The 16,724-nt window shown below is 58.2% G+C and carries 17 protein-coding genes and 1 riboswitch; of the genes, 9 read left to right on the forward strand and 8 right to left on the reverse strand.

Annotated elements, in window-relative coordinates; all coding sequences use genetic code 11:
- Positions 1-81: 81 nt before the first annotated feature.
- Genes cecR through D5066_RS03215 form a run of 5 tightly spaced genes read left to right on the forward strand, consistent with a single transcriptional unit; the run spans position 82 to position 5,722 of the window.
- Positions 82-759: a transcriptional regulator CecR gene (cecR, locus tag D5066_RS03195; protein ID WP_119915040.1), complete on the forward strand. Its 678-nt coding sequence runs from the start codon at positions 82-84 to the stop codon at positions 757-759.
- The gene (hlyD, locus tag D5066_RS03200; protein WP_080327826.1) at positions 756-1,751 is read left to right on the forward strand and encodes a secretion protein HlyD; all 996 of its coding nucleotides are present in this window, start codon (positions 756-758) and stop codon (positions 1,749-1,751) included. The genes cecR and hlyD overlap by 4 nt, the downstream gene beginning before the upstream one ends.
- Entirely contained in the window at positions 1,744-3,483 is a 1,740-nt protein-coding gene (locus tag D5066_RS03205) for an ATP-binding cassette domain-containing protein (protein ID WP_119915041.1), read from the forward strand. Before hlyD ends, D5066_RS03205 begins: the two co-directional genes overlap by 8 nt.
- Positions 3,473-4,606 carry an ABC transporter permease gene (locus D5066_RS03210; RefSeq protein ID WP_119915042.1) on the forward strand — a complete coding sequence of 378 codons (1,134 nt, stop codon included), beginning with the start codon at positions 3,473-3,475 and terminating at the stop codon, positions 4,604-4,606. The genes D5066_RS03205 and D5066_RS03210 overlap by 11 nt, the downstream gene beginning before the upstream one ends.
- Positions 4,607-4,615: 9 nt before the next feature.
- Positions 4,616-5,722: an ABC transporter permease gene (locus D5066_RS03215; protein ID WP_080327829.1), complete on the forward strand. Its 1,107-nt coding sequence runs from the start codon at positions 4,616-4,618 to the stop codon at positions 5,720-5,722.
- Here D5066_RS03215 and D5066_RS03220 read toward each other — a convergent pair.
- Positions 5,684-6,094, reverse strand: coding sequence for a YbhQ family protein (locus tag D5066_RS03220; RefSeq protein ID WP_014883088.1), 411 nt, complete (start codon positions 6,092-6,094; stop codon positions 5,684-5,686). The genes D5066_RS03215 and D5066_RS03220 overlap by 39 nt on opposite strands.
- Before the next feature lie 133 nt (positions 6,095-6,227).
- On the opposite strand from D5066_RS03220, the gene D5066_RS03225 reads away from it, so the two are divergent.
- Genes D5066_RS03225 through D5066_RS03235 form a run of 3 tightly spaced genes read left to right on the forward strand, consistent with a single transcriptional unit; the run spans position 6,228 to position 9,186 of the window.
- Positions 6,228-6,989: an endonuclease/exonuclease/phosphatase family protein gene (locus tag D5066_RS03225; protein WP_119915043.1), complete on the forward strand. Its 762-nt coding sequence runs from the start codon at positions 6,228-6,230 to the stop codon at positions 6,987-6,989.
- Positions 6,986-8,224 (forward strand): cardiolipin synthase ClsB, encoded by a 1,239-nt coding sequence (gene clsB, locus D5066_RS03230; protein WP_119915044.1) that lies wholly within the window; start codon positions 6,986-6,988, stop codon positions 8,222-8,224. Before D5066_RS03225 ends, clsB begins: the two co-directional genes overlap by 4 nt.
- On the forward strand, positions 8,224-9,186 hold the full coding sequence (locus tag D5066_RS03235) for a lysylphosphatidylglycerol synthase domain-containing protein (RefSeq protein ID WP_119915045.1): 963 nt from the start codon (positions 8,224-8,226) through the stop codon (positions 9,184-9,186). Before clsB ends, D5066_RS03235 begins: the two co-directional genes overlap by 1 nt.
- Before the next feature lie 59 nt (positions 9,187-9,245).
- Here D5066_RS03235 and D5066_RS03240 read toward each other — a convergent pair whose 3' ends face one another.
- The 6 genes from D5066_RS03240 to moaA all read right to left on the reverse strand — a co-directional run bounded on the left by D5066_RS03240 (position 9,246) and on the right by moaA (position 12,725).
- Positions 9,246-9,953: a Bax inhibitor-1/YccA family protein gene (locus D5066_RS03240; protein ID WP_119915046.1), complete on the reverse strand. Its 708-nt coding sequence runs from the start codon at positions 9,951-9,953 to the stop codon at positions 9,246-9,248.
- A gap of 64 nt (positions 9,954-10,017) precedes the next feature.
- A complete protein-coding gene (moaE, locus tag D5066_RS03245) occupies positions 10,018-10,470 on the reverse strand; it encodes a molybdopterin synthase catalytic subunit MoaE (protein ID WP_119915047.1) in 453 nt (150 codons plus the stop codon).
- 1 nt (position 10,471) lies between these two features.
- On the reverse strand, positions 10,472-10,717 hold the full coding sequence (moaD, locus tag D5066_RS03250; RefSeq protein WP_119915048.1) for a molybdopterin synthase sulfur carrier subunit: 246 nt from the start codon (positions 10,715-10,717) through the stop codon (positions 10,472-10,474).
- Positions 10,710-11,195 (reverse strand): cyclic pyranopterin monophosphate synthase MoaC, encoded by a 486-nt coding sequence (gene moaC, locus D5066_RS03255; protein ID WP_039261389.1) that lies wholly within the window; start codon positions 11,193-11,195, stop codon positions 10,710-10,712. The genes moaD and moaC overlap by 8 nt, the downstream gene beginning before the upstream one ends.
- 3 nt (positions 11,196-11,198) lie before the next feature.
- The gene (gene moaB / locus D5066_RS03260) at positions 11,199-11,711 is read right to left on the reverse strand and encodes a molybdenum cofactor biosynthesis protein B (protein ID WP_115874539.1); all 513 of its coding nucleotides are present in this window, start codon (positions 11,709-11,711) and stop codon (positions 11,199-11,201) included.
- A gap of 24 nt (positions 11,712-11,735) precedes the next feature.
- Positions 11,736-12,725: a GTP 3',8-cyclase MoaA gene (moaA, locus tag D5066_RS03265; protein WP_119915049.1), complete on the reverse strand. Its 990-nt coding sequence runs from the start codon at positions 12,723-12,725 to the stop codon at positions 11,736-11,738.
- Positions 12,713-12,846: riboswitch (molybdenum cofactor riboswitch) on the reverse strand. Its footprint overlaps the gene before it by 13 nt.
- Positions 12,847-13,071: 225 nt before the next feature.
- On the opposite strand from moaA, the gene yvcK reads away from it, so the two are divergent.
- Entirely contained in the window at positions 13,072-13,980 is a 909-nt protein-coding gene (gene yvcK, locus D5066_RS03275; protein WP_119915050.1) for a uridine diphosphate-N-acetylglucosamine-binding protein YvcK, read from the forward strand.
- A 491-nt stretch (positions 13,981-14,471) separates the two neighbouring features.
- Here the strand turns inward: yvcK and uvrB are convergent, their stop codons facing one another.
- Complete coding sequence (gene uvrB, locus D5066_RS03280) at positions 14,472-16,487, reverse strand: excinuclease ABC subunit UvrB (RefSeq protein ID WP_045352181.1); 2,016 nt, start codon at positions 16,485-16,487, stop codon at positions 14,472-14,474.
- Positions 16,488-16,724 lie beyond the last annotated feature (237 nt).

Genomic DNA, 16,724 nt, shown 5'->3' on the forward strand with positions numbered 1-16,724 from the left:
AAATATCCCCGGTGATGCCTCGACGTTTGCGCGAATCAGGCATAATCTTAATCAATCGATTGATTAATTTTTAATGCCCCTATGAATACGACACCCACAACAACCAAAGGTGAACAGGCCAAAAGCCAGCTTATCACCGCCGCGCTGGCGCAGTTTGGTGAGTATGGCCTGCACGCCACTACGCGGGATATCGCCGCCCAGGCCGGGCAAAACATTGCGGCCATTACCTACTATTTTGGCTCAAAAGAGGATTTATACCTCGCCTGCGCCGAGTGGATTGCCGATTTTATCGGCACGCAGTTTCGCCCGCACGTTGAAGAAGCCACCGCGCTGCTCAGCCAGCCGACACCGGATCGTTCCGCTATCAGGCAACTTATTCTCAGTGCCTGTGACAATATGATCCGCCTGCTGACGCACGACGATACGCTTAACCTGAGCAAGTTTATCTCCCGCGAGCAGCTCTCCCCCACAGCCGCTTATCAGCGGGTACACGATCAGGTGATTGCCCCGATGCACACCCATCTGACCCGGCTGATTGCCGCCTACACCGGACGGGACGCCAGCGATACCGACACCATTTTGCATACCCACGCCCTGCTGGGCGAAATTCTCGCCTTCCGTCTGGGGCGTGAGACCATCCTGTTACGCACGGGCTGGACACAATTCGATGAGGATAAAGCCGCGCAGATTAGCCAGGTCATCACCTGTCATCTCGATCTGATCCTGCAGGGCTTAACACAAAGGAGCCTGAAGTCATGAAAAAACCTGTCGCCATCGTTCTGGTGGTTGTTGTATTGCTTGCCGCGGGAATCGGTGGCTGGCTGTGGTATCAGAGCCAGCAGGATAAAGGCCTGACGCTGTACGGCAACGTGGATATCCGTACCGTGAATATGAGCTTCCGCGTCGGCGGGCGTCTCGCCTCGCTGAGCGTTGACGAAGGCGATGCCATTAAACGCGGGCAGACGCTGGGGATGCTGGACAAAGCGCCCTACGAGAACGCCCTGATGCAGGCAAAAGCTGGCGTTTCCGTGGCGCAGGCGCAGTATGACCTGATGCTGGCAGGCTACCGCGATGAAGAGATCGCCCAGGCCGCTGCCGCCGTTAAGCAGGCGAAAGCCGCCTATGACTACGCGCAAAACTTCTATAACCGCCAGCAGGGGCTGTGGAAGAGCCGCACCATTTCCGCCAACGACCTGGAAAATGCGCGCTCGTCCCGCGACCAGGCGCAGGCGACGCTAAAATCCGCGCAGGATAAATTAAGTCAGTACCGCACCGGTAACCGCGCGCAGGATATCGCTCAGGCGAAAGCCAGCCTTGAGCAGGCGCAGGCGCAGCGGGCTCAGGCGGAGCTGGATTTGCGCGACACCACCTTAATCGCCCCGTCTGACGGCACGCTGATGACCCGCGCCGTGGAGCCGGGCAGCATGCTCAGCGCGGGCAGTACTGTCTTAACGCTCTCTCTGACCCGTCCGGTCTGGGTGCGCGCCTACATTGACGAGCCGAACCTCGGGCAGATGCAGCCGGGCCGCGAGCTGCTGCTCTATACCGACGGCCGCCCGGACAAGCCGTATCACGGCAAAGTGGGCTTTGTCTCCCCTACCGCCGAATTCACGCCGAAAACCGTTGAAACGCCGGATCTGCGTACTGACCTGGTGTATCGCCTGCGCATCATCGTCACCGATGCGGACGACGCCCTGCGTCAGGGCATGCCCGTCACCGTAAAAGTAGACAACGGGGAACGACATGAATGACGCGGTTATCCAGCTCAACAATCTGGTCAAACGCTTTAAGGGAATGGACAAGCCCGCGGTCGCTCCGCTGAACTGCACCATCCAGAAAGGCTACGTGACCGGGCTGGTAGGCCCGGACGGCGCGGGCAAAACCACGCTGATGCGAATGCTGGCGGGTCTGCTGAAGCCGGATGAAGGCTCGGCCAGCGTGCTTGGCCTTGACCCGATAAAAGACGACGGCGCGCTTCACGCCATGCTCGGCTATATGCCGCAGAAGTTTGGTCTGTATGAAGATCTGACGGTGATGGAAAACCTGAACCTGTACGCCGACCTGCGCAGCGTCACCGGCGAAACGCGGCAGAAAACCTTCGCGCGTCTGCTGGAGTTTACCTCCCTCGGCCCGTTCACCGACCGGCTGGCGGGCAAGCTTTCCGGCGGGATGAAGCAGAAGCTGGGGCTGGCCTGCACGCTGGTGGGCGAGCCGAAAGTGCTGCTGCTGGACGAACCCGGCGTCGGCGTAGACCCGATCTCCCGCCGCGAGCTGTGGCAGATGGTGCACGAGCTGGCGGGCGACGGGATGCTGATCCTCTGGAGCACTTCCTACCTCGACGAAGCGGAGCAGTGCCGGGACGTGCTGCTGATGAACGAGGGCGAACTGCTGTATCAGGGCGAACCGACCGAGCTGACGCAAACCATGGCCGGGCGCAGCTTCCTGCTGCACAGTCCGCAGGAGTCTAACCGCAGGCTGCTCCAGCGGGTGCTTAAGCTGCCGCAGGTGAGCGACGGGATGATTCAGGGCCGCTCGGTGCGCGTGATCCTCAAAAAAGAGGCCGCCGTCGACGATATCCGCCGTGCGCCGGGGATGCCTGAGATCGACATGACGGAAACCGCGCCGCGCTTTGAGGATGCCTTTATCGATCTGCTGGGCGGCGCGGGAACCTCAGAGTCACCGCTTGGCGCAATCCTGCACACGGTGGAAGGCACGCCGGGCGAAACGGTGATCGAAGCCAAATCCCTGACCAAAAAGTTCGGAGATTTCGCCGCCACCGACAACGTGAATTTTGCCGTGAAGCGCGGCGAGATATTTGGCCTGCTCGGGCCGAACGGTGCGGGAAAATCGACCACCTTTAAGATGATGTGCGGCCTGCTGGTGCCAACCTCCGGCAAGGCGCTGGTGCTGGACATGGATCTGAAGGTCAGCTCCGGCAAAGCGCGCCAGCATCTCGGCTATATGGCACAGAAATTCTCGCTGTACGGCAACCTGACGGTCGAGCAGAATCTGCGCTTTTTCTCCGGCGTGTACGGCCTGCGCGGGCGGGCGCAGAGCGAGAAAATTCGCCGCATGAGCGACGCCTTCGCCTTAACCAGCATTGCCTCCCACGCCACCGACGAGCTGCCGCTCGGCTTTAAGCAGCGGCTGGCGCTGGCCTGCTCGCTGATGCACGAGCCCGATATTCTGTTTCTGGATGAACCCACTTCTGGCGTTGATCCCATTACCCGCCGCGAGTTCTGGCTGCATATTAACAGCATGGTGGAAAAAGGGGTGACCGTGATGGTGACCACCCACTTCATGGATGAGGCGGAGTACTGCGACCGCATCGGGCTGGTGTATCGCGGCAAGCTGATTGCCCACGGCACGCCGGACGACCTGAAAAACCAGGCCGCCGACGATGAGGTTCCGGACCCGACCATGGAGCAGGCGTTTATCACCCTCATCCACGACTGGGATAAGGAGAATGCTCATGCACAATAGTGCCCTTTCCTGGCGCCGGGTGCGCGCGCTGTGCATTAAAGAGACGCGGCAGATCGTGCGCGACCCCAGCAGCTGGCTGATTGCGGTGGTGATCCCCCTGCTGCTGCTGTTTATCTTTGGCTACGGCATTAACCTCGACTCCAGCAAACTGCGGGTCGGCATTCTGCTGGAACAGCAGAGCGAAGAGGCGCTGGACTTCACCCATGCGATGACCGGCTCGCCCTACATTGACGCTACCATCAGCGACAACCGGCAGGAATTGATCCAGAAAATGCAGGCCGGGAAAATACGCGGCCTGATCGTCATTCCGGTGGATTTCGCTGCCAATATGGCGCGGGCAAATACCGATGCGCCGATCCAGGTGATCACCGACGGCAGCGAGCCGAATACCGCAAACTTCGTGCAGGGCTACGCGGAGGGGATCTGGCAGCTCTGGCAGATGCAGCGCGCGGAAGACCGGGGCGAGACGTTTGAACCCCTGATCGACGTGCAGACGCGCTACTGGTTTAACCCCGCCGCCATCAGCCAGCACTTTATTATACCGGGCGCGGTGACCATCATTATGACGGTGATCGGCGCGATACTGACCTCGCTGGTGATCGCCCGCGAGTGGGAGCGCGGTACCATGGAGGCGCTGCTCTCCACCGAGGTGACGCGCGTCGAGCTGCTGCTGTGCAAGCTCATCCCCTATTACTTCCTCGGCATGCTGGCGATGCTGCTCTGCATGCTGGTCGCCGTCTTTATCCTCGGCGTGCCGTACCGCGGCTCGCTGGTGGTGCTGTTCTTGATCACCAGCCTGTTTTTACTCAGCACGCTGGGGATGGGGCTGCTAATTTCCACCATCACCCGCAACCAGTTTAACGCCGCGCAGGTGGCGCTCAACGCTGCCTTTCTGCCGTCGATTATGCTCTCCGGGTTTATCTTCCAGATCGACAGCATGCCCGCCGTCATCCGTGCCGTGACCTACATCATTCCGGCGCGCTACTTCGTGAGCACGCTGCAAAACCTGTTCCTGGCGGGGAATATTCCGGTGGTGCTGATTATCAACACTCTGTTTTTGATGGCGTCGGCGGTGATGTTTATCGGGTTGACGTGGTTGAAAACCAAACGGCGACTGGATTAAGGAGCGCATATGTTTCACCGTTTATGGACACTGATCCGCAAAGAGCTGCAATCCCTGCTGCGCGAGCCGCAAACCCGCGCCATTCTGGTGCTGCCGGTGCTGATCCAGGTTTTACTGTTCCCGTTTGCCGCCACGCTTGAGGTGACCAACGCCACCATTGCCATTTATAACGAAGACAACGGCAAACACGCCGTCGAGCTGACGCAGCGTTTTGCCCGTGCGAAAGCCTTTACCCACATCCTGCTGCTGAAAAGCCCGCAGGCGATCCAGCCCACTATTGACACACAAAAAGCGCTGCTGCTGGTGCGCTTCCCGGCGGATTTCTCCCGTAACCTGGACACCTTCCAGACCGCGCCGATGCAGCTGATCCTCGACGGACGCAACTCCAACAGCGCCCAGATAGCGGCCAACTATCTGCAGCAGGTGGTGAAGGACTATCAGCAGGAATTGATGGAGGGGAAACCCAAGCCCAATAACAGCGAGCTGGTGGTGCGCAACTGGTACAACCCGAATCTGGACTACAAGTGGTTTGTGGTGCCGTCGCTGATCGCCATGATCACCACCATTGGGGTGATGATCGTGACTTCCCTGTCCGTGGCCCGCGAGCGCGAACAGGGCACGCTGGATCAGCTGCTGGTTTCCCCGCTCGCCACCTGGCAAATTTTCGTCGGCAAAGCGGTGCCGGCGCTGATCGTCGCGACATTCCAGGCCACCATCGTGCTCGGCGTGGGGATATTTGCTTACCAGATCCCGTTCGCCGGTTCGCTGGCGCTGTTTTACTTTACGATGGTGATTTACGGGCTGTCGCTGGTGGGGTTTGGACTGCTGATTTCGGCGCTCTGCTCCACACAGCAGCAGGCGTTTATCGGGGTATTCGTCTTTATGATGCCGGCAATTTTGCTCTCGGGGTACGTTTCACCCGTCGAGAACATGCCGGTGTGGCTGCAGGATTTAACCTGGATAAACCCGATTCGACACTTTACGGATATCACCAAGCAAATTTATCTGAAGGATGCGAGTCTGGATATTGTCTGGGGAAGTTTGTGGCCGCTACTGGTCATAGCGGCCACGACGGGCTCAGTGGCGTACGCGATGTTTAGACGCAACATTGCGTAGCTTTTTCTCTTTGGTGAGCAACGACACCACCGCTGGCCCTGCAAGGATTGCCAGACCCGCGAGGGCCAGCAGCAGGTTGTTTTGCAGCACGCGTGACAGCAGCCACAGCACAATCATCGCGGCACCAAAGTACCAGGTGGTGGTGAGCTCTTCGAGCACATCACCCACCTCGCGCCAGCGCGCTTCATGGTGGCGCTGCAAGAACAGCATCGACAGCACGGTGACGCCATAGAGGACGCATAGCCCTAAGCCAACACGCACCAGCGTGCCGCTCATCCAGCCCATCACCAGTACGGCCACGACCAGTAAATGCAACATTATCTGCCAGCAACTCAAACCCGTTGCGACACGAACACGTTGTTGCCACTTCATGGCTTCTCTCCTGAAGGATTTTTCTCTGCTTAATCAGACTACCGCACTTTACGGAAAATTCCGTAACGCCGCATCTTTTTGTGACGCCTACTACACTTTATTTTCATTGGGATAGTCACTCAGGAAGGAGCTTATGACCAAAAAAATGCAGCATTTCTCGCTTAAAGTGCTGACGATAAACATTCATAAAGGCTTCACAGCATTTAATCGCCGCTTCATTTTACCGGAGCTGCGCGACGCCGTTCGCACCGTCAGCGCGGATATTGTCTGCCTGCAGGAGGTCATGGGCGCGCACGAGGTCCATCCGATGCATTTCGAAAACTGGCCCGATACGCCGCACTATGAATTTCTGGCCGACACCATGTGGAGCGATTACGCCTACGGGCGCAACGCGGTCTATCCGGAGGGGCATCACGGTAATGCGGTGCTGTCACGTTTTCCCATTGAACATTACGAAAACCGGGACGTCTCCGTTGGGGAGAGCGAAAAACGCGGGCTGCTTTACTGCCGTATCGCGCCGCCGGATCTCGATATTCCCATTCACGTGGGCTGCGTGCATCTCGGCCTGCGCGAGGCCCACCGTCAGGCCCAGCTACAGATGCTGGCAGACTGGACCAATGCGTTGCCGGAAGGCGAACCCGTGGTAGTCGCCGGGGATTTTAACGACTGGCGGCAGCGCGCCAACCACCCTCTGAAGGTAAATGCGGGGCTGGAGGAGATTTTCACCCGCGCACGCGGTCGCCCTGCACGAACGTTCCCGGTGCGCTTCCCCCTGCTGCGACTGGACCGCATCTACGTAAAAAACGCCCATGCCAGCAGCCCGACCGCTCTGGCGCTTCTTAACTGGCGACACCTTTCCGACCATGCCCCGCTCAGCGCGGAGATCCACCTATGAAATGTACCTGGCAGGAAGGCAACCGGATCACGCTGCTGGTCAATGGCGACGAGTACTACCCGGCCGTGTTTAAGGCAATTGACCAGGCTAAGCAGAAAGTGATCCTCGAAACCTTTATCTGGTTCGAAGACGACGTGGGCAAACAGCTACACAGCGTGCTGCTGCGCGCCGCCCGGCGCGGCGTCAAAATCGAAGCCCTGCTGGATGGCTATGGCTCGCCGGATCTCAGCGATGAATTCGTTAATGAACTCACCTCCGCAGGCGTGGTGTTCCGCTACTACGATCCCGGCCCTCGCCTGTTCGGCATGCGTACCAACCTGTTCCGCCGGATGCACCGCAAAATTGTGGTGGTGGATGAGACGGTGGCATTTGTCGGCGGCATTAACTACTCCGCTGAGCACATGTCCGATTACGGTCCCGAGGCGAAGCAGGATTATGCCATTCGCATTGAAGGGCCAGTGGTTCAGGATATTTTGCTGTTCGAGCTGGAAAACCTGCCCGGTAAAGAGGCCGTACGCCGCTGGTGGAAACGCCGCCATCGTCCGGAAGAGAACCGCATGCCCGGCGAAGCGCAGGCGCTCTTCGTCTGGCGGGATAACGGCGAGCACCGGGACGACATTGAACGTCATTACCTGAAGATGCTCGCCAACGCGAAGCGCGAGGTCATCATCGCCAATGCCTACTTTTTCCCGGGCTATCGCCTGCTGCATGCCATGCGTAATGCCGCCCGTCGCGGCGTACGCGTGAAGCTGATTGTACAGGGCGAGCCGGATATGCCGATTGTCAAAGTCGGGGCGCGCCTGCTCTATAACTACCTGGTGAAGGGCGGCGTGCAGATTTATGAATATCGCCGCCGTCCGCTGCACGGCAAAGTCGCGCTGATGGACGACCACTGGGCGACCGTGGGCTCCAGCAACCTCGATCCGCTGAGCTTATCGCTCAATCTCGAAGCTAACCTGATCATTCACGATCGCCAGTTTAATCAGACCCTGCGGGATAACCTGCAGGCGTTGATCGTTAACGACTGCGTGCGCGTGGATGAATCCATGGTGCCGAAACGGAGCTGGTGGAACGTTGGCATCGGCGTCGTGGTGTTCCACTTCCTGCGCCACTTCCCGGCGATGGTCGGCTGGCTGCCGGCGCATACGCCAAAGCTTGCTCAGGTGGACCCGCCGGTACAACCCGAAATGGAAACCCAGGACCGCGTTGAAGCGGAAGATGGAGGCAAACCCTGATGTCGAAATCACATCCTCGCTGGCGGCTGGCAAAAAAAATCCTCACCTGGGTGTTCTTCATTGCGGTCGCGGTACTGCTGGTGGTCTACGCGCAGAAGGTGGACTGGGAAGAGGTGTGGAAGGTTATCCGCAACTATAACCGGCTGGTGCTGCTGGGCGCCGTTGGGCTGGTCATCATCAGCTACCTGATGTACGGCTGCTATGACCTGCTCGGTCGCGCCTACTGCGGCCACAAGCTGGCTAAACGTCAGGTGATGCTGGTGTCGTTTATCTGCTACGCCTTTAACCTGACGCTGAGCACCTGGGTGGGCGGCATCGGCATGCGCTATCGCCTCTACTCGCGGCTCGGCCTGCCGGGCGGGACCATCACGCGTATTTTCTCGTTAAGCATCACCACCAACTGGCTGGGCTATATTCTCCTCGGCGGGGTGATTTTCACCATCGGCGTGGTGCAGCTGCCCGCGCACTGGTATATCGACGAGGCCACGCTGCGCATTCTCGGCATTGTGCTGCTGCTGATCATCGCCGTGTATCTGTGGGCCTGCGCCTTTGCTAAGCGTCGCCATATGACCCTCAAAGGGCAAAAGCTGGTGCTGCCTTCCTGGAAGTTTGCGGTGCTGCAGATGGTGGTATCCAGCGCCAACTGGATGGCGATGGGGGCAATCATCTGGCTGTTGATTGGCGAGGATGTGAATTACTTCTTCGTGCTGGGCGTGCTGCTGGTGAGCAGTATCGCTGGGGTGATTGTGCATATTCCGGCGGGGATCGGCGTGCTGGAGGCGGTGTTTATCGCGCTGCTTGCGGGGGAGCATGTCTCTCAGGGAACGATTATCGCGGCTCTGCTGGCGTACCGCATGATCTATTATTTCCTGCCGCTGGCGCTGGCAACGGTCTGCTATCTGGTGCTGGAGAGTCGGGCGAAAAAGCTGAGGGCGAAGAACGAGAAGGCGATGGCGAAATAAACACCCCCTCACCCCGGCCCTCTCCCCAAAGGGGAGAGGGTTAGGGTGAGGGGGTGTCTTTAGCGACGGTTGCCGAAAATCCGCAGCAGCATCAGGAACAGGTTGATGAAGTCCAGATACAGCGTCAGCGCGCCAAGAATCGAGTATTTGCGCAGGTTTGAACTGTCGCGCACGTCGATCTGCTCACCGATGTTTTTCAGCTTCTGGGTGTCATAGGCCGTCAAGCCAACGAAGACCACGACCCCGATGTAGGTCACGGCCCACATCAGCGCGTCGCTCTTGAGCCACAGGTTTACCAGCGACGCCAGCACAATCCCTATCAGCCCCATAAACAGCATGTTGCCGAAGCCGCTCAGGTCACGTTTGGTGGTGTAACCGTACAGGCTCATTACACCGAACATCCCGCCGGTCACCACAAAGGTGCTGGCGATGGAGGAGTAGGTGTAAACGATGAAAATGCTGGAGAGCGTCAGCCCGGTCAGCGCCGAATAGAGCATAAACAGCGTGGTCGCCATGCCCGCGCTGAGCTTGTGCACCAGCCCGGAGAGCACAAACACCAGCGCCAGCTGCGCGATAATCAGCCCAAAGAAGGTGATTTTGCTGGAGAAGATAAACATCATCAGTTCAGGCGTGTTTGCTGCATACCACGCGATGAACGCCGTCAGCAGCAGGCCGACCGTCATCCAGCCGTACACCTGAGCCATATACGTCTGCAGGCCGCTACGGGTCTGCTGTACTATTGAATCGGAACGCGGAAATCGGTCCATGATTCACTCCTGATTAAGATTAAGTAAACACACACGTTAAGAGTAACACATCCACGTAAACCGACTACCAACGGCTGGCGGCCTGTTTATCGCTGTCGCGTGATTCCACCCAGCGGTCGCCTTCCGGCGTGGCTTCGCGTTTCCAGAACGGCGCTTTGGTTTTGAGGAAATCCATAATGAACTCCCCTGCCGCAAACGCGCTGCCACGGTGCGCACTGGTGACGCCAACAAAAACGATCTCTTCGCCAGGCCACATCTCACCGATGCGGTGAATCACCGTGACGCGACCGAGCGGCCAGCGGCCTCGCGCCTCATCCACAATTGCCGCCAGCGATTTTTCCGTCATGCCCGGGTAGTGCTCCAGCGTCAGCGCTTTTACGCTGTCGCCGAGATTGTGGTTACGCACTTTACCGGTGAAGGTAACGACCGCACCGTCTTCATCGCGTTCCGCCAGCCAGTCATATTCTGTACCGACGGTAAAGCGCTCAGGGCCGACCAGAATTCGGGTTTCTGCCATCTTACCCCCCTGTGACCGGCGGGAAGAAGGCCACTTCATCCCCTTCAGCCAGCGGGTGGGTAAATTCCACCAGCGTCTGGTTAACGGCGGCCAGCAGCTTGCCTTCATCCAGCGCCAGCGCCCAGCGGTCGCTTTGTGCCGCCAGGTGCGCGCGCAGGGCAGCGACGTTTTCGAAGGGCGCGTCCAGCGTCAGGCTGTCGGTATTGACCAGCTCGCGCACCTGGGCGAAAAAGAGCACTTTAATCATGGCTGTCCACCTTAAAATCACCGGATTTGCCGCCGCTTTTTGCCAGCAGGCGAACCGGGCCAATCACCATATCTTTCTGCACCGCTTTGCACATGTCGTAGATGGTCAGCGCGGCGACGGAGGCCGCCGTCAGGGCTTCCATCTCCACGCCGGTTTTGCCGGTTAAGCGGCACAGGGACTCAATGCGTACGCGGTTATGCTCCGGCTGCGCCTGCAGGTTCACTTCCACCTTGCTCAGCATCAGCGGGTGGCAGAGCGGAATGAGATCCCAGGTCCGTTTTGCAGCCTGAATACCGGCGATACGCGCGGTGGCAAAGACGTCGCCCTTGTGGTGGCTGCCGTCGATAATCATCGACAGCGTTTCAGGAAGCATGGTGACGAACGCTTCCGCGCGCGCCTCGCGCACCGTTTCCGCTTTGGCGGAGACGTCCACCATATGCGCTTCGCCAGCGGCGTTAATGTGGGTCAGTTGTGACATAGCTTATTTCTTTAAATGGGGATGGAAATTACACGGACGGGTACGGGCATCCAGCTGCGGGGCGATGATGTTTTCCCACGCGGTGCGGCAGGCTTTGGTCGAGCCCGGCATGGCGAAAATCAGGGTTTTGTTAGCTACCCCGGCAACGGCGCGCGACTGGAGCGTGGAGGTACCAATCTCTTCAAACGAGAGCATGCGGAACACTTCGCCGAAGCCTTCCACCTCGCGGTCAAACAGCGGGATAAGCGCTTCGGGGGCCTGATCGCCTGCGGTAAAGCCGGTGCCGCCGGTGATCAGCACCACCTGCACCTCATCACTCGCAATCCACTGCGACACCTGCGCGCGAATGGCGTAGCGGTTCTCCTTCACGATCGCTTTATCGACGATGTTATGCCCCGCGTCATGGGCCGCGTCGCGCAGCCAGTGGCCGGAAGTATCATCTTCCTCGCCACGACGGTCGGAAACGGTAAGGATAGCAATGCGTGTCGGGATAAATTCTGCGCTTACCTGACTCATCTTCTAATTCCTTCTTAAGCCTGATTACCCGCCGATGTAAGACAGGTTCTGAGTAATGCCGGTGTTGCCCTGATGCAGGAAGTGGGTCTGTTTTTTGTGCGTCAGCGCTTCAGAAATGCGCGCTTCAAGCGCGTCCTGCTGGGCATCGTCTGCCAGCAGATCGCGAAGATCGACGCCGCCGTCGCCGAACAGGCAGAGATGAAGCTTGCCAACGGAGGAGACGCGAAGACGATTACAGCTGGCGCAGAAGTCTTTCTCATAGGGCATGATAAGCCCAATCTCGCCTTCGTAATCCGGGTGACAGAAGACCTGTGCCGGGCCGTCGCTGCGCTGGCGGATCTGGTGGATCCAGCCGCGTTTCAGCAGCTCGTCGCGCAGCACCATGCCGGAGATGTGATGACGGCGAAACAGCTCGCTGCCCTCGCCCGTTTCCATCAGCTCGATAAAACGCAGTTGAATGGGGCGCGGCTTGATCCACGCCAGAAAGGTGTCCAGCTGATGATGGTTAACGTCGCGCATCAGCACCGTGTTGACTTTGACCTTGTCGAACCCGGCGGTAAAGGCCGCGTCGATGCCGTCCATGACCTGGCGGAATTTGTCCTGCCCGGTAATGGCGTGAAACTGCCGGGCATCAAGGCTGTCTACGCTGACGTTGATAGCGGTTAAGCCAGCGTCGCGCCAGTTCGCCACGTCACGTGCCATGCGGTAACCGTTGGTGGTCACCGCGATCTGGCGGATACGTTCGTTTTCACGCACGGCGGCAATGATGTCGGGGAAATCGCGGCGAAGGGAGGGTTCGCCCCCGGTCAGACGGACTTTTTCCGTACCGAGCTCAGAGAACGCACGCGTGACGCGGCGCACTTCATCCACGGAGAGAAAGCCGTTATTGGTAACGCTACCCGGTTTGTAGCCGTCGGGCAGGCAGTAGGTGCAACGGAAGTTGCACACGTCGGTAATCGACAGACGTAAGTAAAAAAACTTACGCGCGAAAGCATCAGTAAGTTGTGAAGCCATGTACACCTTTCCAGATCGGGAGGCACAGTCATTTCTTTCTGTACCCTGGTGGCCTTTTCGCCACGGCCAGGGCGCCATATCGTTCGACACAGGCGCCAGGGCTAGAGTGTATGTTTTCAATTTCGAAAACGTGGTTATGGCGATAGTAGCGCGGAAATTCTCACTTCGCCATCATCGCCTTTCGCTATATAATTATGTATATAGCGACTCAGTCCTGCATTTTCGCTACAGAATACCTAAAAACCGCACTTTCGCATTGATATACGTCATTTTGCATTGGGTGGGGCATCGTCTTTTAGGGGTAGTTAGGTTACTGTTATGCGATTGATGGTGATAAGGAATACGTATGCGCAGTCGCACTTTTGCGGATCTTGACCGAGTGGTCGCTCTTGGCGGAGGCCACGGTCTGGGCCGTGTTATGTCCTCTTTGTCGTCACTCGGCTCACGGCTGACAGGGATAGTGACCACCACCGATAACGGTGGCTCAACCGGGAGGATCCGACGCGCCGAAGGCGGGATAGCCTGGGGTGATATGCGCAACTGTCTGAACCAGCTTATTACAGAGCCGAGCGTCGCGTCAGCGATGTTTGAGTACCGTTTTGGCGGCAATGGCGAGCTTTCCGGGCATAACCTGGGAAATTTAATGCTTAAAGCGCTGGATCACCTTAGCGTGCGGCCGCTTGAAGCCATCAATTTAATTCGAAACCTGCTGAAAGTGGATGCGTTTCTGATCCCGATGTCTGAACAGCCGGTGGATTTGATGGCGATTGATGCCGACGATCACGAAGTATACGGCGAAGTGAACATCGACCAGCTTCTGCTGCCACCAAAAGAGCTGATGACCTACCCGAGCGTGCCGGCCACGCGAGAAGCGGTGGAAGCCATCGGGGAAGCGGATCTTATCCTGATCGGTCCAGGCAGTTTTTACACCAGCCTGATACCAATCCTGCTGGTGAAAGAGCTGGCGCAGGCGCTGCGTCGCACCCCTGCCCCAATGGTTTACATCGGTAATCTGGGCCGTGAGCTGAGCCCGGCGGCGGCGAGCCTGTCGCTGGCGGACAAACTCAATTTGATGGAGCATTACGTCGGCAAGAAAATCATTGACGGCGTCGTCGTGGGCCCAAAAGTGGATGTGTCAGGGATTGGTGATCGTCTGGTGGTGCAGGAGCCGCTGGAGGCCTCAGACATCAAGTATCGACACGACCGCCATCTGTTGCGCGAGGCGCTGGAGAAAGCGATTCAGGCACTGGGTTAGGTTCGTTTGGTGCGGCCTGATGCCCTCACCCACTGGGCTGAGGGTTCCCCACAAAATAATGCCAGCACGGACGACCCCCTCTCGCTTGAGGGAGAGGGCGGGGTGAGGGGGAACATACGGCTCTGGTGGTCATTCCGTTCACTTCACGTTCCTTGCTACTCTGTGAGGACATGACCGGTGAACGTGCCAGGGCGGCTCAATCGCCACCGCCCTGGCGACCCGGGCTCCCGGCGGTAAATCGCCGCTTCGCGGTACCCTCAGCTTATTCCTTCAGGCTATCGGGTCGGGCATGAGCCTGCATCCCTGCAGGCCACGCCCTCTCGGCGCATCCCTGCGCCTCGCCCCGGCCTTACGGAAACGCTTCGGCGATTTACAGCCGGACCTGGGCATCGCTGAAAGCCTTAACTCGTTCTGAAACAACCTTATTGCTTCTGTCTAAAAATTACTGGGGATTCCTCAGCCCACGGGGAGAGGGAGAAAACAACGCTTATTCACGATGCCGCAATAAACAGATCCCGCAGCTGATGCAGCTGGTCGCGGATCTGCGCCGCCTCTTCGAACTCCAGGTTCTGGGCGTGCTGCATCATCTGTCCTTCCAGCTCGTGGATTTTCTGCTGCAGCGCTTTCGGCGTGAGTACGACAGTATCTTCTTCCACCACTGAACGCGCCTTGCCGCGACCTTTCGCTTTGGTCTTCGCAATGTTCTGACCCAGCGCCAGGATATCCACCACCTTCTTGTTCAGCCCCTGCGGCGTGATGCCGTGCTCTTCGTTGTAGCGCTGCTGTTTCTCGCGGCGGCGCTCCGTTTCGCCAATCGCTTTCGCCATCGACGGGGTGATTTTATCACCGTACAGAATCGCTTTACCGTTGACGTTACGCGCGGCGCGACCAATGGTCTGGATCAAGGAGCGCTCAGAACGCAGGAAGCCCTCTTTATCGGCGTCCAGAATCGCCACCAGCGAGACTTCCGGCATATCCAGACCTTCTCGCAGCAGGTTGATCCCCACCAGCACGTCAAATTCGCCCAGACGCAGATCGCGGATAATCTCCATACGCTCCACGGTGTCGATATCCGAGTGCAGATAGCGCACCTTCTCACCGTGTTCTTCCAGATACTCAGTCAGGTCTTCCGCCATGCGCTTGGTGAGCGTCGTCACCAGCACGCGCTCGTTGATGGCGGAACGGGCGCGAATTTCCGAGAGCAGATCGTCCACCTGGGTCGCCACCGGGCGCACCTCAATAATCGGGTCCAGCAGCCCGGTCGGACGGACCACCTGGTCAACGACCTCATCGCCAGATTTCTCCAGCTCGTAGTTGCCCGGCGTGGCCGAGACGTAGATAGTTTGCGGTGCCAGCGCCTCAAACTCTTCAAACTTCATCGGACGGTTATCCAGCGCTGACGGCAGGCGGAAGCCATACTCCACCAGCGTCTCTTTACGTGCCCGGTCACCGCGGTACATCCCGCCGATCTGCGGGATCGTAACGTGGGATTCGTCGATCACCAGCAAACCGTCTGCCGGAAGGTAATCAAACAGCGTCGGCGGCGGCTCGCCCGGCCCGCGCCCGGAGAGGAATCGCGAGTAGTTTTCGATACCCGAGCAGTAGCCCAGCTCGTTCATCATCTCCAGATCGAACTGGGTGCGCTGGCTCAGGCGCTGCTCTTCCAGCAGCTTATTGTTGGCCAGAAGCACCTTACGGCGCTCTGCAAGCTCCTCTTTGATCTCTTCCATCGCCTGTACGATACGCTCGCGTGGCGTCACGTAGTGCGTTTTCGGGTAGATGGTAAAACGCTGGATCACCGACTCAACGTGTCCGGTCAGCGGGTCGAAGAGCGACAGGCGTTCAACCTCTTCGTCAAACAGCTCAACGCGCAGCGCCATATCGTCCGATTCCGCCGGGAAGATGTCGATCACCTCACCGCGTACGCGGAAGGTACCGCGCTGGAACGCCTGGTCGTTACGGGTGTACTGCAGCTCGGCCAGACGGCGCAAAATGGCGCGCTGGTCGATGATCATCCCCTGCGTCAGGTGCAGCATCATCTTCAGGTAGAGATCCGGGTCACCCAGACCGTAAATCGCGGAAACAGACGCAACCACAACCACATCGCGACGCTCAAGCAGCGCCTTGGTCGCAGACAGTCGCATCTGTTCGATGTGTTCGTTCACCGAGGCATCTTTCTCAATGAAGGTATCAGAACTCGGCACATAGGCTTCCGGCTGGTAGTAATCGTAGTAGGAGACGAAATACTCTACGGCGTTTTCCGGGAAGAACTCTTTCATCTCGCCGTAAAGCTGGGCAGCGAGCGTTTTATTGGGCGCAAGCACCATTGTGGGGCGCTGAAGGTCCGCAATCACGTTAGCGATGGTGAACGTTTTACCCGAGCCGGTTACCCCCAGCAGCGTCTGGTGCGCCAGCCCGTCTTCCAGCCCCTCTTCCAGACGACGGATCGCCTCAGGCTGATCGCCAGATGGACGGAAAGCAGAATTCAGTTTGAACGGTTTACTCATGGGCGACGACCTGATGACGTTATTAAGCGGCAGGTGAGTAATTTTACTCCTTGTTGCCAGGAATGCCAGTAAAAAACACTGGATGAAAAACCAGTAGCGTGTCAGGATATTTAGCATAGCGGCGGTGTGATTAGCGCGTTAGCGTACAAAATTTGGGCTCTGACGAGATAAAAAACCAGCCAGGTTGGGTTATCCCCAGAACTTTTTCTTTTTTAACATTTGTCAAGCCAGGTAATG

This window comes from Enterobacter chuandaensis, from assembly GCF_003594915.1.
GTDB lineage: Bacteria > Pseudomonadota > Gammaproteobacteria > Enterobacterales > Enterobacteriaceae > Enterobacter > Enterobacter chuandaensis.

What these genes read in the sequence shown, in the direction of transcription:
- cecR (WP_119915040.1), top strand. Translation starts at nt 82, where the DNA reads ATGAATACGACACCCACAACAACCAAAGGTGAACAGGCCAAAAGCCAG.
- hlyD (WP_080327826.1), top strand. Translation starts at nt 756, where the DNA reads ATGAAAAAACCTGTCGCCATCGTTCTGGTGGTTGTTGTATTGCTTGCC.
- D5066_RS03205 (WP_119915041.1), top strand. Translation starts at nt 1,744, where the DNA reads ATGAATGACGCGGTTATCCAGCTCAACAATCTGGTCAAACGCTTTAAG.
- D5066_RS03210 (WP_119915042.1), top strand. Translation starts at nt 3,473, where the DNA reads ATGCACAATAGTGCCCTTTCCTGGCGCCGGGTGCGCGCGCTGTGCATT.
- D5066_RS03215 (WP_080327829.1), top strand. Translation starts at nt 4,616, where the DNA reads ATGTTTCACCGTTTATGGACACTGATCCGCAAAGAGCTGCAATCCCTG.
- D5066_RS03220 (WP_014883088.1), bottom strand. Translation starts at nt 6,094, where the DNA reads ATGAAGTGGCAACAACGTGTTCGTGTCGCAACGGGTTTGAGTTGCTGG.
- D5066_RS03225 (WP_119915043.1), top strand. Translation starts at nt 6,228, where the DNA reads ATGACCAAAAAAATGCAGCATTTCTCGCTTAAAGTGCTGACGATAAAC.
- clsB (WP_119915044.1), top strand. Translation starts at nt 6,986, where the DNA reads ATGAAATGTACCTGGCAGGAAGGCAACCGGATCACGCTGCTGGTCAAT.
- D5066_RS03235 (WP_119915045.1), top strand. Translation starts at nt 8,224, where the DNA reads ATGTCGAAATCACATCCTCGCTGGCGGCTGGCAAAAAAAATCCTCACC.
- D5066_RS03240 (WP_119915046.1), bottom strand. Translation starts at nt 9,953, where the DNA reads ATGGACCGATTTCCGCGTTCCGATTCAATAGTACAGCAGACCCGTAGC.
- moaE (WP_119915047.1), bottom strand. Translation starts at nt 10,470, where the DNA reads ATGGCAGAAACCCGAATTCTGGTCGGCCCTGAGCGCTTTACCGTCGGT.
- moaD (WP_119915048.1), bottom strand. Translation starts at nt 10,717, where the DNA reads ATGATTAAAGTGCTCTTTTTCGCCCAGGTGCGCGAGCTGGTCAATACC.
- moaC (WP_039261389.1), bottom strand. Translation starts at nt 11,195, where the DNA reads ATGTCACAACTGACCCACATTAACGCCGCTGGCGAAGCGCATATGGTG.
- moaB (WP_115874539.1), bottom strand. Translation starts at nt 11,711, where the DNA reads ATGAGTCAGGTAAGCGCAGAATTTATCCCGACACGCATTGCTATCCTT.
- moaA (WP_119915049.1), bottom strand. Translation starts at nt 12,725, where the DNA reads ATGGCTTCACAACTTACTGATGCTTTCGCGCGTAAGTTTTTTTACTTA.
- yvcK (WP_119915050.1), top strand. Translation starts at nt 13,072, where the DNA reads ATGCGCAGTCGCACTTTTGCGGATCTTGACCGAGTGGTCGCTCTTGGC.
- uvrB (WP_045352181.1), bottom strand. Translation starts at nt 16,487, where the DNA reads ATGAGTAAACCGTTCAAACTGAATTCTGCTTTCCGTCCATCTGGCGAT.